The sequence below is a fragment of the Peribacillus frigoritolerans genome (assembly GCF_040250305.1).
GTDB lineage: Bacteria > Bacillota > Bacilli > Bacillales > DSM-1321 > Peribacillus.
On the sequence record NZ_CP158190.1, the window covers coordinates 5,182,061 to 5,195,652 of the forward strand.

At 42.3% G+C, this 13,592-nt stretch carries 14 protein-coding genes and 1 tRNA gene; 3 read left to right on the forward strand and 12 right to left on the reverse strand.

What is annotated here, in order from left to right; all coding sequences use genetic code 11:
* Positions 1 to 8: 8 nt before the first annotated feature.
* The gene (secG, locus tag ABOA58_RS25665; protein ID WP_034309999.1) at positions 9 to 242 is read right to left on the reverse strand and encodes a preprotein translocase subunit SecG; all 234 of its coding nucleotides are present in this window, start codon (positions 240 to 242) and stop codon (positions 9 to 11) included.
* 177 nt (positions 243 to 419) lie between these two features.
* Here secG and ABOA58_RS25670 point away from each other — a divergent pair, with 177 nt between their 5' ends.
* Entirely contained in the window at positions 420 to 962 is a 543-nt protein-coding gene (locus ABOA58_RS25670) for a hypothetical protein (RefSeq protein WP_350300528.1), read from the forward strand.
* Between the two features lie 53 nt (positions 963 to 1,015).
* On the forward strand, positions 1,016 to 1,846 hold the full coding sequence (locus ABOA58_RS25675) for a M15 family metallopeptidase (protein WP_350300529.1): 831 nt from the start codon (positions 1,016 to 1,018) through the stop codon (positions 1,844 to 1,846).
* 168 nt (positions 1,847 to 2,014) lie between these two features.
* Here ABOA58_RS25675 and eno read toward each other — a convergent pair whose 3' ends face one another.
* From eno to ABOA58_RS25720, 9 genes are all read right to left on the reverse strand, one after another.
* The gene (eno, locus tag ABOA58_RS25680) at positions 2,015 to 3,310 is read right to left on the reverse strand and encodes a phosphopyruvate hydratase (protein ID WP_034309992.1); all 1,296 of its coding nucleotides are present in this window, start codon (positions 3,308 to 3,310) and stop codon (positions 2,015 to 2,017) included.
* 30 nt (positions 3,311 to 3,340) lie between these two features.
* Complete coding sequence (gpmI, locus tag ABOA58_RS25685; protein WP_350300530.1) at positions 3,341 to 4,876, reverse strand: 2,3-bisphosphoglycerate-independent phosphoglycerate mutase; 1,536 nt, start codon at positions 4,874 to 4,876, stop codon at positions 3,341 to 3,343.
* Entirely contained in the window at positions 4,869 to 5,630 is a 762-nt protein-coding gene (gene tpiA / locus ABOA58_RS25690) for a triose-phosphate isomerase (protein WP_350300531.1), read from the reverse strand. The genes gpmI and tpiA overlap by 8 nt, the downstream gene beginning before the upstream one ends.
* Before the next feature lie 47 nt (positions 5,631 to 5,677).
* Positions 5,678 to 6,862, reverse strand: a complete 1,185-nt coding sequence (locus ABOA58_RS25695; RefSeq protein WP_350300532.1) for a phosphoglycerate kinase — start codon at positions 6,860 to 6,862, stop codon at positions 5,678 to 5,680.
* A gap of 247 nt (positions 6,863 to 7,109) precedes the next feature.
* Entirely contained in the window at positions 7,110 to 8,117 is a 1,008-nt protein-coding gene (gene gap, locus ABOA58_RS25700; protein WP_133351126.1) for a type I glyceraldehyde-3-phosphate dehydrogenase, read from the reverse strand.
* A 32-nt stretch (positions 8,118 to 8,149) separates the two neighbouring features.
* Positions 8,150 to 9,184 (reverse strand): sugar-binding transcriptional regulator, encoded by a 1,035-nt coding sequence (locus ABOA58_RS25705; protein WP_350300533.1) that lies wholly within the window; start codon positions 9,182 to 9,184, stop codon positions 8,150 to 8,152.
* Between the two features lie 139 nt (positions 9,185 to 9,323).
* Entirely contained in the window at positions 9,324 to 9,575 is a 252-nt protein-coding gene (locus ABOA58_RS25710) for a glutaredoxin family protein (protein ID WP_434547755.1), read from the reverse strand.
* 5 nt (positions 9,576 to 9,580) lie between these two features.
* Positions 9,581 to 10,918 (reverse strand): RNA polymerase factor sigma-54, encoded by a 1,338-nt coding sequence (gene rpoN / locus ABOA58_RS25715; protein WP_350300535.1) that lies wholly within the window; start codon positions 10,916 to 10,918, stop codon positions 9,581 to 9,583.
* Between the two features lie 317 nt (positions 10,919 to 11,235).
* A tRNA-Arg gene (locus ABOA58_RS25720) sits at positions 11,236 to 11,307 on the reverse strand.
* A gap of 289 nt (positions 11,308 to 11,596) precedes the next feature.
* Between ABOA58_RS25720 and clpP the strand changes: the two genes are divergently transcribed.
* Positions 11,597 to 12,205, forward strand: a complete 609-nt coding sequence (gene clpP, locus ABOA58_RS25725; protein WP_063233960.1) for an ATP-dependent Clp endopeptidase proteolytic subunit ClpP — start codon at positions 11,597 to 11,599, stop codon at positions 12,203 to 12,205.
* 96 nt (positions 12,206 to 12,301) lie between these two features.
* Here the strand turns inward: clpP and ABOA58_RS25730 are convergent, their stop codons facing one another.
* Both ABOA58_RS25730 and whiA read right to left on the reverse strand, forming a co-directional pair.
* Positions 12,302 to 12,559: an HPr family phosphocarrier protein gene (locus ABOA58_RS25730; RefSeq protein WP_101223717.1), complete on the reverse strand. Its 258-nt coding sequence runs from the start codon at positions 12,557 to 12,559 to the stop codon at positions 12,302 to 12,304.
* A gap of 20 nt (positions 12,560 to 12,579) precedes the next feature.
* Entirely contained in the window at positions 12,580 to 13,533 is a 954-nt protein-coding gene (whiA, locus tag ABOA58_RS25735; protein WP_101223718.1) for a DNA-binding protein WhiA, read from the reverse strand.
* Between the last annotated feature and the right edge of the window lie 59 nt (positions 13,534 to 13,592).

Here is a 13,592-nt window from a genome sequence, read left to right on the forward strand (position 1 = left end):
TTGATCCATTACACATCAAAGTATGCAACAAGTAAAGTTAAAGCAAAGAATAAAATCGCCAATACTATTGTCGCACGATGTAAAACCAGGTCCAAACCGCGTGCCTTTTGCTTTCCGAATAGCTGCTCAGCACCGCCGGCAATCGCACCTGATAAACCTGCACTCTTACCTGATTGAAGCAATACCGTCACAATGAGGGCGATACTGACAATCACTAAAAGCGTTATGAGAAATGCATGCATGCAATTACACCTCCTGAAGAACCAATAAACAATTACTTTAACTTTACCACACCCAATAAATATCCACAATCTTTGTTATACTATGATGGTAAGAATTCCTAAAAATCCATAGTCATTTATTTTCTTTTTGAATCAAAGTTTGAGATAATTTGCATAAATAGAGAAAGAGGTGTCAACATGTTTAAGTCCATACTCCGGATTCTTGATCTCCTGACCATCCTATTCTCGGCGGTTGCCGGCTATTCTTTATGGACAGGCGGAAGCAATTTCATCAGCGTCCTATTAATCATCCTATCACCGCTTTTATTGCTGCTGGCAAAGTATCACGGAAATCGATACTTATTATTTGCTGCATATATCACGACAACCGTTTATTTTACTGCTATTATTTATAATGGACTTTCCAATAGCGGTATCGACTTTTTCCAATCAAGCTTCAATGTCCTCCTGATCGGGGCAGCAGCCGCCTTGCTGAGCGTCATAGCGGCGGTCATTGGGTTTGGGACCAATACTCTTACGATTCTTTGGTTATCGCTTCACGCCCTTGTCACATTCGAGACAATCAGGATGTCATCTGGTTTCCTTTCGAGCTTTTGGTCTGATCCCGTCGTGGAAACCGCAGTCCGTAACGATTATCCATTTTTATTGATGGTCGTCTGGATTGGCTTATTTCTTGATAAATATCAAAGTGAATTAACAAGGGATTACTTATCACGATAATTTTTCAACTACTTTTATTGGAAATCTTATATTAAAAGCAAGGGGCCTTTCATATGTTAAAACCTATATTTGCAGCAACCGCTCTATCATCTTTCATTCTTATGGCTGGCTGTTCATTCGACCTGACCAGCAATGATGAAAAAGAGCAAAAAGAAGAACAACCGAGCTCCCAGGAGACTGAGAAGGAGACAGAAACTGACAAGAATAATGATTCAAAAGAATCGGCCCAACGCCAGGTGGAAGTTGATGAAACGGCTAAACCCGGACAGGCCGGCCTTCAGACATTAGCCCATCCGGAAGGCATTCCTGTACTTGTCAATAAACAATACAGCCTGCCTGAAGATTACAAACCTGCTGACCTTATCTACCCAAAAGTGGATTTCATCTTTGAAGATAAAATCGATAAAAGAATGATGCGCGAGGAAGCGGGAAAGGCACTTGAAGTAATGTTCCAGGCTGCCGAAAAAGAAAACATGCACTTTGCCGGCGTTTCCGCTTATCGCTCTCACCAAAGACAGATCGAGGTCTTTAATAACTATGTGGCTAAAGATGGGGAAGAAAAAGCGAAAACCTACAGTGCAATGCCTGGGACAAGCGAGCATGAAACGGGACTCGCGATTGATGTCACGACCCACGATGGTGCATGTGCCGCCCAAGACTGCTTCGGTGATACGAAAGAATCCGCCTGGCTTGCTGAACATGCACATGAATACGGATTTATCATCCGCTACCCTGAAGGCAAGGAAAACATCACAGGTTATAAATACGAACCATGGCATATCCGTTATGTTGGTGTCGATACCGCAACTGAAATCTTTGAAGCGAAGATTACATTAGAAGAATACTATAATGCCGTACCAGTGGAAGCTGTATCGGATAATTAAAAAAAGGTGCCCGGATGCGGCACCTTTTTTTTATTAATCAAACGTTTGATTAAATCCTTTCAACCTTGAAGAAGTGGCTGGTTTATGGGCATAAAAAACCTCCTATTCAATGTGGATGGCCACATTGAATAGGAGGAGAAATTACTGTAATCCAAATTCTAGCAAAGATTACTTCTTCAAGTTATAGAAAGATTTCAAACCGCCATATACAGCCAAGTCACCAAGCTGGTCTTCGATGCGAAGAAGTTGGTTGTATTTAGCGATACGGTCCGTACGGGACATGGAACCAGTTTTGATTTGTCCTGCGTTTGTTGCAACGGCGATATCAGCGATCGTTGCATCTTCCGTTTCACCGGAACGGTGGGAAACGACTGCAGTGTAGCCTGCGCGTTTAGCCATTTCGATTGCATCAAACGTTTCAGTCAGTGTACCAATTTGGTTCACTTTGATCAGGATGGAGTTGCCGATGCCTTTTTCGATGCCTTCAGCCAATTTTTTCGTGTTCGTTACAAAAAGATCGTCACCAACAAGCTGAACTTTAGAACCGATGCGTTCCGTTAAAAGTTTGTGGCCATCCCAGTCATTTTCATCCAGGCCGTCCTCGATGGAGATAATAGGGAATTCATTCACTAGCTCTTCATAGAAAGCTACCATTTCTTCGGATGTAACACCATTGCGGCCTTCGCCAGCAAGATCATATTTGCCTGTTTCTTTGTTATAGAATTCAGATGAAGCCACGTCCATGCCAAGGTAGATATCTTCGCCTGCTTTGTAGCCAGCTTTTTCAATTGCCTCGATGATGACTTGAAGCGCTTCACGGTTTGAACCAAGGTTTGGCGCAAAGCCGCCTTCATCGCCGACTGCCGTATTCAAGCCTTTGGCAGAAAGGACGGATTTCAAGGCATGGAATACTTCTGCACCCATACGAACTGCTTCTTTGAAGCTAGGAGCTCCTACAGGAAGGATCATGAATTCCTGGAAGTCAACATTGTTATCGGCATGTGATCCGCCGTTAATGATGTTCATCATTGGAGTCGGAAGTTGTTTCGCATTGAACCCTCCAAGGTAACGATACAATGGTAAACCTGAAAATTCCGCAGCGGCATGGGCAGCAGCCATTGATACGCCAAGGATTGCATTAGCTCCCAAGTTTCCTTTGTTTTCAGTGCCATCCAATTCAATCATAGTAAGGTCAAGGCCTGCTTGGTTCGTTACATCCAAACCGATGACAGCTTCAGCAATGATATCATTTACATTATCGACTGCTTTTTGTACCCCTTTACCCAGGTAGCGAGATTTATCTCCGTCACGAAGCTCAACCGCTTCGTGTTCTCCTGTTGAAGCACCTGATGGTACGATTGCACGTCCGAAGTATCCGGACTCTGTTTGGATTTCTACTTCTATTGTTGGGTTACCACGGGAATCTAGCACTTCGCGTGCATATACATGTTCGATGTACGGCATTATAAATCTCTCCTTTTCCTATTCACAATTTTATTTAGATAATAGGGATTTCCCTGTCATTTCAACAGGTTTTTCGACTCCAAGCAAATCGAGCATCGTTGGAGCTAAATCGCCTAAGATACCACCTGTTCTTAATGTTACCTGATTTTTAGTGATAATGACAGGAACGGGATTCGTAGTATGGGCTGTCATCGGGTTGCCTTCAAGCGTTACGACTTCATCAGCGTTCCCATGGTCAGCGGTAATGATAGCTGTACCGCCCTTTGAGACGATTAAATCGACAATCCTGCCTAGGCATTCATCCACTGTTTCAATCGCTTTAATGGTAGGCTCAAGCATCCCTGAATGACCAACCATGTCCGGGTTGGCAAAATTCAAGAGAATGGCATCAAAACGGTCAGCCTCAATTTGTTCCACCAATGCATCCGTTACTTCATAAGCACTCATTTCCGGTTGTAAATCATATGTAGCGACTTTCGGAGAATTAATTAAAATCCTCTCTTCACCAGGAAACTTCTCTTCACGTCCGCCGCTCATGAAAAACGTCACATGCGGATATTTTTCAGTTTCAGCGATACGAAGCTGAGTAAGCTGGTTTTGGGAAAGTACTTCCCCTAATGTATTATCAAGATTTGTCGGATTAAATGCAACATATCCGTCAACTGTTTCTGAAAAATGTGTCAAGCAGACAAAATGGAGATGCTTCGGATGTCCAGGGCCGCGGTCAAATGAGCGAAAATCCTCATTCGTGAACGTATTGGAAATCTGGATCGCCCGGTCTGGACGGAAGTTATAAAAGATTACGGCATCATCATCTTTAATCGTCGCCACCGGTTTACCGTCTTCCGCCGTTATGACTGAAGGTATCACGAACTCATCAAAAATACCATGTTCGTAGGAATCCTCGACACATTCCATCGCGGAAGAGTAAGCTGGGCCATCACCATACACCATTGAACGGTAGGATTTCTCCACACGTTCCCAGCGCTTATCACGGTCCATCGAATAATATCTTCCGGATATGGTCGCAAACTGTCCAACACCGATTTCCTTCATTTTCGCTTCCGCTTCCTTAATATAACCTTGCGCCGTTTTCGGCCCGACATCACGACCATCTAAAAATGCATGTACATATACATTTTTAACTCCTTCTTTAGCGGCCAATTTCAGCAGGGCATACATATGATCAATATGACTGTGCACGCCGCCATCTGAAAGAAGACCGAAAAGATGAAGGTCCGTGCCTTTTTTCTTGGCATGACTCATGGCATCGACCAAAGTTGGGTTTTGGGCAAACTCACCTTCACGGATAGCAAGGTTCACACGGGTCAGACTTTGATAAACGATCCGTCCTGCCCCGATATTCAAATGACCCACTTCCGAGTTCCCCATTTGACCGGCAGGCAAGCCGACCGCTTCCCCGCTTGCAGTTAAATGGGAATGCGGATACTGTTCCCAAAAACGGTCAAAGTTCGGTTTTTTCGCATGAAAAACAGCATTTCCCTTTTCCTCGTTACGGCAGCCGAAACCGTCTAAGATGATAAGTGCCACAGGCGACTTACTCATAGTGACCAGCCTCCAGCAATTGTAAAAATGAATCGGATTTCAAGCTTGCACCGCCAACCAAGGCACCGTCTATATCAGGTTGTGCCATGTACTCTTTAATATTCTCAGGTTTTACACTGCCACCGTATTGAATGCGGATGGCTGCAGCTGCTTCATTTGAAAATTTGTCGGCAACAACCGAGCGGATATGCGCACAAACTTCATTAGCATCTTGAGCAGATGACGATTTTCCTGTTCCAATCGCCCAAATCGGCTCATAAGCAATAACGGCTTGTTTCAATTGATCGCCAGATAATCCTGCTAGGCCTTTTTCAATCTGGCTGCCTACGAAATCATTCGTTTCGCCAGCTTCCCTTTGTTCAAGTGTTTCACCGCAGCAAACGATCGGGGTCAACCCGTGGGCAAAAGCGGCATGAGCTTTTTTATTAACGGCTTCATCCGTTTCGTTGAACATTTCCCGGCGTTCAGAATGACCAAGTATGACGTAGGATACACCAAGATCAGCCAATGCGATTGGGCTGATTTCTCCTGTGAAAGCACCGCTTTCTTCAAAGTGCATGTTCTGCGCCCCGATCTTCACATCGGTTCCTTTTGCTGCTTGAACCAGCTGATCCAAAAATAAAGCTGGAGCACAAACAACCGTATCGATTACCTCTTGCTTCGGAATCAAATTGCTCACTTCTTCTAAAAAGGCAGTCGCTTCAGATAGTGTTTTATTCATTTTCCAGTTTCCTGCAATAATCGGTTTACGCATTTGGTTTCTCATCCCTTCTAATGTTGAAATATGTAACGGTTTAAATCTTATTTATCGTTCAAGGCCATAACGCCAGGCAACTCTTTGCCTTCCATGAACTCAAGAGATGCACCGCCGCCAGTTGAAATATGGGACATCTTTTCTGCCAAGCCAAACTTTTCTGCAGCTGCGGCTGAATCCCCTCCGCCTACAATGCTGTACGTATCGTTTGCTTCCGCCAAGGCTCTAGCAACGGTTTTCGTTCCATTCGCAAATTTATCGAACTCGAATACACCCATTGGTCCATTCCAAATGACAAGCTTGGAACTTTTGATTACATCCGCAAATAATTCACTTGTTTTTGGACCGATATCAAGAGCCATTTTATCATTTGGAATAGCATCGATATCGACATTCTCTGTTTCTGCATCAGGTGAAAATTCAGCAGTTACGACTGCATCGATAGGCAAATGAAGCTTTACGCCTTTTTCTTTTGCACTTTCGATGAACGATTTGGCCAATTCTATTTTGTCTTCTTCCAATAAAGAATTACCGATTTCATGACCTTGCGCTTTAATGAATGTATAACCCAGTCCGCCACCGATGATCAAGTGATCGACTTTTTCCAAAAGGTTTTCAATAACGCCTATCTTATCCTTTACTTTTGCTCCGCCAATTATAGCTGTAAAAGGACGTTCTGGGTTGGATAGGGCTTTTCCCAGTACAGAAAGCTCTTTTTCCATCAGCAATCCGGCAACGGCTGGGAGATGGTGCGCTATTCCTTCAGTTGAAGCATGTGCACGATGCGCAGCTCCGAATGCATCGTTAACATAAACATCAGCAAGTGCAGCAAATGACTTCGCCAATTCTTGATCGTTCTTCTCTTCTCCTGGATAGAAACGAACGTTTTCCAACAACAGGATCTCGCCATCTTGCATGTTATCAATGATTGATTGAACGGTCTCACCGTAAGCTTCTTCTGCCTTTTGCACATCCTTGCCACTAAGTTCGCTTAGTCTTTCCGCAACAGGTGCTAGACGCAATTCTTCTACGACTTGTCCTTTAGGACGACCAAGGTGGCTGGCTAAGATGACTTTAGCGCCTTGTTCTGTCAGATAGGAAATCGTCGGCAGTGCAGCTTTGATTCTCGTATCATCCGAAATCTTTCCGTCTTGCATCGGCACATTGAAATCGACACGGCAAAATACGCGTTTCCCCTTTAATTCAATATCTCTAATCGACTTTTTATTCATAATCCAAGAACCTCCTTAGATATCGTTATCATATTTTTGATTTCTTTAGTCAAAAAGGGAGAGGGTAAATTTCCCAACTCCCCTTTTCTCTTTTTCATTATAGTCGGTTTCCAGGAAATTATCCAAAAACAAGAAATGTAAACGCTTGACTGATTAATGACTTACTAATAATATCATCTTCTGCCAAGTTTTTTTAGAGGTGTGATAAAAAAAACCTCACCTTGGTGAGGTTTTTTTATTATTCTAATTACAATCCTTTTTTAGCCAAATAGTCGATTAAATCAACCACACGGCTAGAGTATCCTGTTTCATTATCATACCAAGATAATACTTTAACCATGTTTCCTTCCATTACCATTGTGGAAAGGGCATCAATTGTAGATGATGATGGGTTACCGTTATAGTCAGTTGATACTAGCGGAAGTTCGCTGTACTCAAGAATTCCTTTTAATTCGCCTTCAGAAGCCTTTTTGAATGCTGCATTTACTTCTTCAACTGTTGTGTCTTTTTCAAGTTCTGCAACAAGGTCGACAACAGATACGTTTGGAGTAGGTACACGCATTGCCATACCATTCAATTTCCCTTTAAGTTCAGGAAGAACAAGTGCTACAGCTTTAGCTGCCCCAGTTGTTGTAGGAATGATATTCTCGGCAGCTGCACGTGCACGGCGATAATCTTTGTGTGGCAAATCAAGGATTTGCTGATCATTTGTATAAGAGTGAACAGTAGTCATCATACCGCGTTTGATTCCGAATTGTTCATGAAGCACTTTAGCAAATGGAGCTAAGCAGTTCGTTGTACAAGAAGCATTGGAGATTACATGGTGGTTAGCTGCATCATATTTGTCTTCGTTTACACCCATGACGATTGTGATATCTTCATCAGATGCAGGAGCTGAGATGATTACTTTTTTCGCGCCAGCTTCTAAATGCTTAGCTGCATCTGCACGTTTCGTGAAACGTCCTGTAGATTCTACTACCACTTCTACTCCCAGTTCACCCCATGCTAATTGTGCAGGGTCACGTTCAGCCAATACTTTGACTTTATGACCATCAACAACAAGGTAATCCCCATCAACTGATACTTTTTCATTAAGAGATCCATGAATTGTATCGTATTGAAGAAGGTGCGCTAACATATTAGCATCCGTTAAGTCGTTAATAGCAACAATCTCTACCCCAGGATTACTCAATGCTGCACGAAATACATTACGTCCAATACGTCCAAAACCATTAATACCAACTTTTACTGCCATGAAAAATTCCTCCTTTTAAGTTCGCAAATATATTAAGGGGTGTAATTCCCCTGAATTAACTCTTGTGCCGCCGCTTCATCCGTGATTAAAACGGTTGATGAAGGTGCGCCTTTCATGTAGGAACGGATAGCCTTTGCTTTAGTTTTACCACCTGCCACAGTTATCACTCGCTTTTCAGGGCTAAGATCATCTAACTGGATGCCGACTGTTAAAACTTTATGAACAACTTTGCCGTTTTCATCGTAATAATAACCGAATGCCTCTCCTACAGCATTTCCATCTAACAGCTTCTTTAACATTTCTGGCGAAGAATTTCTTCTTTCTGCCATCGCCATGGCATCACCAATTCCATGAATGATCATATCGGCAGATTTGATTTGGGAAATCACTTCTTTAATTGCAGGTTCCTTCTGAAATGAAGCATAAACCTCACCGCTTAATTGATCGGGTACATATAACACTCTGTATGAGGCCTGTGCCTTCTGGGCCATTTTTTCGACAATCGTATTGGCCTGATTCTGCACTGCTTCACCAATTCCCCCGCGGGCCGGGACAAATGTCAATTTCTTCGACGCTTCATCAGGTGACAACGAATCAGCCACTTCGGCCATTGTCGATCCGCCAGTTACCGCAATGATATTCTTTGATTTCCATTCTCGTTTCATACGGATTGCACAAGCTTTACCCAATTCTTTTTTCACCCATGGGGTCTCATCACAATTTCCTGAGACGATAATGACCTCATCCACTTGCAATAAATCCTGCAATTGCCGTTCCATTATGTCTATACCCATTACTTCACGCATTATTCCTTCTAACTTATCCAGGATTTCAATCCCTTCATCAGTCAGCGTCATGCCAGAGCTGAATATGTTAACCAGGTTCTGACTTTTCAGAAAATCAACCTCGCCTCTAAGCGTCCGCTCTGTCAAATTAAGGCTCACGGACAGACTGCGCCTTCCAACCGGCTGCATCATTATGATATAACGCAGGATATCATATCTTTTTTGCATAACCATAAGGAAATCAGGTAATAATTTTCTTTGTACCTCGAGTAATGTACGCATATTTAAAACTCCTAAAAAGTTAAGTTGGACATTTAATGTCCCGCGTAGTCATTTTCTGTCCCACTTAAAACAAAAAAATATTCCTGCTACATATTTTATTCTAGCAGGAACGGAATGTTTCTTCAAATGATTTGAAAAATTATTTTTCCAAAAGGCGATTTAGAGCTGATTTATCAACGTTCCCGAATTGAACGATATCATCTTTCCATTCTACGACAGGAATCATCAGCCCGAATTTCTCAAGCAAATTATCATCGGTATGGATATCGATTTCTTTATAGCCTATGCCTGATTCCTCTTTCACTTCTTCAAGCACCTGCTTGGCTTTATCGCATAACGGGCATTTATCCCTACTATATAAAACAAACGCATTTGATTCCAAACCACTCATCCTTTTCAATCATATCTTTTTCGTTTAGATGAAGAAGGGATACCTAATTGTTCGCGGTATTTGGCAACGGTTCGGCGTGCCAGGATAATTCCATGCTCCTCTTTCAACCGTTCTGCCAGGTCTTGATCCGAAAGCGGCTTTTGTTTATTTTCCCCATTGATGGCTGCCTGCAGGCTCTTTTTTGCCTGCATGCCCGACATATCCTCATCAAGGCCGACCGACTGTAAAGAAGTAGTGAAAAATATCCGCATCTCTATCGTGCCAAATGGTGTCTGCACGTATTTCCCTTTGACCGCCCGGCTTACTGTGGACTCATGTATACCAAGTTCGTCGGCGATTTCCTTCATCGTCATCGGTTTCAAATAGTTCAGGCCATGATGAAAGCACGCCGGCTGTTTATCGACGATGCACTGAATGACCTTCAATATAGTTTCTTTCCTCTGTTGGATCCCTCTGGAAATCCATTGGTATTCCTGCCACTTATCCTGGATAAACCGTTGAACCCCCTGATCCTTATGGCTCTTCATACGGTTTAAATACCCTTTATCCACATTAAGATTAGGTGTGTTACCATCATAATTCCCGACAAGCAGCATGCCATCACGAACTTCCACGACCACATCCGGCACTATATAAGAAGGTTTCTCCTGAAAAAAGAGTGAAGCCGGTCGCGGGTTCAATGTCTGGACATAATCAAATACTTCTTGAATCTCCTTCATTGTAACACCGATTTTCTTACTTAGGTCTTTCCAGCGCTTTTCCGCAAAATCGAGGAAATGGTTTTCTATGATCGATTCTGCAAGCAGATTCATTCCTTCTGCTTGCACTTGAAGCAACAGGCACTCTTGAAGATTTCTAGCTCCAATTCCATGCGGCTCGAGTTCCTGTAAAATTGAGAGGCTTTCTTCCAAAACGATCGGAGATATACCTGGGATACATATATCATCCAGCTCAGTCCTCAAGTAACCGTTTTCATCAAGGTTATGAATTAATAGCAGCAATGCCTTCTGCTGCTCACCGGTAAGCTGCTGGTGATTCACCTGGGACATGATATGCTGTTCAAGCGATATAGTATCTTCACTTATCTGTTCAATCCAATAGTTGGCATCATACGTATTCTTAAGAGTCCGTTTCCCCTTTTTCCGGTCAAAAGTTGGCTGAAATAAAGCCGATGTTGGCTGATCTATGGACAGTAATGGATTCTCCACCATTTTATTTTCTAAAAAAGCCGATAGCTCCTGCGAGGAGTATTGCAGCAATGTAATAGCTTGCATAAGCTCCTGGGTCATTGCCATCTTTAATGTTTGCTGTTGAAAAAGTCCCGCTTTCATATTCATACTCATCGATTCACCCCTCCCCCACTCCATTTTACATTATCAGGAGAAAATTCTACACAAAAACCCATGAAAACGCTTACGTTTTTTTCTGAATAGTTTATTTGTTTTTAAATACTATATGTTAGAAATGCAAATTTAACAACTACTTTTATTGAAAAATCACCATTTTTTAATAGTGTGGGCGAATATTTTCAAGACAGGACTGACATTCCAGAATTCGATGAAATATTACAGAAAACGAGTAAATTCACCAAAAATCTTAGGAACACTCTTAAAATTGACCAATAAAAAATCCCCCGCTTTATTAAGCAGAAGATTGGTAATGCCCTCGGCAGGAATCGAACCTGCATTTCAAGCTTCGGAGGCTTGCGTTCTATCCGTTGCACTACGAGGGCGTATTAGAAAATATTTTTTCAACAGACTTCATTATATGATAGAATCCCCTCCTTTGCAAGGGTTATCAGGTTTAAAACTTCTTCTTTTGGGTATTATGGGTAATGTGGAAATTCATCCCTGTGCGGCATAATATATAAAGTAATCTATCAGGAAGGAGCCATAGCCAGAAAATTGTCGAACAAATTATCCATTATAGGGTTTGTTTTGTTTGACCTAAATTGACCAAAAAGTGTATCATACATACATAAAGAATTTAAATGATTCTCTTAATCGAAGGAGGAAATGAACATGAATTTAATTCCTACAGTTATCGAACAAACAAGTCGTGGGGAGCGTGCCTACGATATTTATTCCCGTTTATTAAAAGACCGGATCATTATGCTAGGAAGTGCAATTGACGATAATGTTTCCAACTCCATTGTTGCTCAATTACTATTTTTAGAAGCGGAAAATCCTGAAAAAGATATCACTCTATACATCAACAGCCCTGGTGGAAGCATCACTTCCGGTATGGCCATTTACGATACTATGCAATATATCAAACCTAATGTATCCACAGTATGCATCGGTATGGCCGCTTCCATGGGTGCTTTCCTATTGGCCGCAGGCGAAAAAGGCAAACGTTATGCGTTGCCAAACAGTGAAGTCATGATTCACCAACCACTTGGAGGAGCTCAAGGTCAAGCTACAGAAATTGAAATTGCTGCCCGCCGTATCCTTCACTTGAAAGATAAACTGAACCAAATCTTGGCAGAACGTACTGGTCAACCTATTGAAGTCCTTCAAAGAGATACGGAACGTGATAACTTCATGACTTCCGAAAGAGCCCTTGAATATGGCTTGATCGACAAAGTCATCACGCGCAGCATCCTTGATGATAAAAAAGACTCTAAATAATCATGCAACAACCGGCTCCGGAGAACGCCTTTAGCGACTTCCGGAGCTTTTTTACATAATACAAAAAAAGGATGCTCTTTTAAGCATCCTTTTCTTTTAACCCTCTTGCTGAACGAACTCTTCCAATGCCTCTAACGCTTCTTTTTCATCGCGTCCTTCGACGATTAACTTCACGGTCACGCCAGAACTGATGGCAAGGCTCATTAATCCCATTATACTTTTTGCGTTCACTTTCTTTCCTTCTTTTTCAAGAAAAACATCTGAATGAAAGCGGTTAGCTTCTTGTACAAAAAGAGCCGCCGGCCGCGCCTGCAAACCCGTTTTCAATTTTACCTCAACTTGCTTTTCCACCATCTTGATCTCCCCTGTTAGCTTTATTTTTTCGCAGCAATAGCCTCTCCCCCACGGAGCCTGTCAGCTATTTCATCAATCTTTCGCAATCGGTGATTAATCCCGGATTTACTGATGGTCCCCCCAGAAACCATTTCCCCTAGTTCCTTTAAGGTTATATCCTGAAACGCTATCCTAAGCTCCGCAATTTCCCGAAGCTTATCCGGTAAAATGCCTAATCCCACCGTATCCTCGATATAATGGATATTTTCAACCTGGCGTAATGAGGCCCCGATCGTTTTGTTCAAATTGGCTGTTTCACAATTCACAAGCCGATTCACTGAATTACGCATATCACGGACAATCCGTACATCTTCGAACCTTAATAAAGCTGAATGGGCGCCAACTATACTTAAAAACTCGGCAATCTTTTCGGCCTCTTTCAAATAAATGATGTACCCTTTCTTGCGTTCAAGCGTCTTGGCCTTCAAGCCAAACTTATTCATTAGCTCACAAAGGGCATCATTGTGCTCTTTATAAAGTGAGAAAATTTCAAGGTGATAGGAAGACGTTTCTGGATTATTCACCGAACCCCCCGCAAGAAATGCACCTCTTAGGTAAGAACGCTTACAGCATTTCTTCCCAACAATAGTATCGGATATAGCATGGAGAATTTCAAAGCCATCGCCTAAAATTTCCAAATCGGTTAAAACCCGCTGCCCTCCGGATGACATCCTGACAATATATACATTATTCTTTTTAAGCTTCATCTTTTTACGGACCAACAGCTCGACCTGGACCTCATAACTTTTTTTCAGCAGCGTATAGATCCTTCTGGCAATCGCAGCATTCTCAGTTTGAATATCCACAACAAGCTTCCGATTAGAAAATGAAAGGGATCCGTTCATCCGGATAAGCGCACACAATTCCGCTTTACCGCAGCAATCCTTTCCCTCTAATGTAGTAAGCTCTTTTTTCGTTTCTGAAGCAAAAGACATCCATTTCACCCCCAATCGAACGCAGGTAATCTATTTTTATCAATCAAAAAACCGTTCCC

What these genes read in the sequence shown, in the direction of transcription:
- ABOA58_RS25705 (WP_350300533.1), bottom strand. Translation starts at nt 9,184, where the DNA reads ATGCGTACATTACTCGAGGTACAAAGAAAATTATTACCTGATTTCCTT.
- gpmI (WP_350300530.1), bottom strand. Translation starts at nt 4,876, where the DNA reads ATGAGTAAGTCGCCTGTGGCACTTATCATCTTAGACGGTTTCGGCTGC.
- secG (WP_034309999.1), bottom strand. Translation starts at nt 242, where the DNA reads ATGCATGCATTTCTCATAACGCTTTTAGTGATTGTCAGTATCGCCCTC.
- gap (WP_133351126.1), bottom strand. Translation starts at nt 8,117, where the DNA reads ATGGCAGTAAAAGTTGGTATTAATGGTTTTGGACGTATTGGACGTAAT.
- whiA (WP_101223718.1), bottom strand. Translation starts at nt 13,533, where the DNA reads ATGTCTTTTGCTTCAGAAACGAAAAAAGAGCTTACTACATTAGAGGGA.
- rpoN (WP_350300535.1), bottom strand. Translation starts at nt 10,918, where the DNA reads ATGAGTATGAATATGAAAGCGGGACTTTTTCAACAGCAAACATTAAAG.
- ABOA58_RS25670 (WP_350300528.1), top strand. Translation starts at nt 420, where the DNA reads ATGTTTAAGTCCATACTCCGGATTCTTGATCTCCTGACCATCCTATTC.
- ABOA58_RS25730 (WP_101223717.1), bottom strand. Translation starts at nt 12,559, where the DNA reads ATGGTGGAAAAGCAAGTTGAGGTAAAATTGAAAACGGGTTTGCAGGCG.
- ABOA58_RS25695 (WP_350300532.1), bottom strand. Translation starts at nt 6,862, where the DNA reads ATGAATAAAAAGTCGATTAGAGATATTGAATTAAAGGGGAAACGCGTA.
- tpiA (WP_350300531.1), bottom strand. Translation starts at nt 5,630, where the DNA reads ATGCGTAAACCGATTATTGCAGGAAACTGGAAAATGAATAAAACACTA.
- ABOA58_RS25710 (WP_434547755.1), bottom strand. Translation starts at nt 9,575, where the DNA reads ATGAGTGGTTTGGAATCAAATGCGTTTGTTTTATATAGTAGGGATAAA.
- eno (WP_034309992.1), bottom strand. Translation starts at nt 3,310, where the DNA reads ATGCCGTACATCGAACATGTATATGCACGCGAAGTGCTAGATTCCCGT.
- ABOA58_RS25675 (WP_350300529.1), top strand. Translation starts at nt 1,016, where the DNA reads ATGTTAAAACCTATATTTGCAGCAACCGCTCTATCATCTTTCATTCTT.
- clpP (WP_063233960.1), top strand. Translation starts at nt 11,597, where the DNA reads ATGAATTTAATTCCTACAGTTATCGAACAAACAAGTCGTGGGGAGCGT.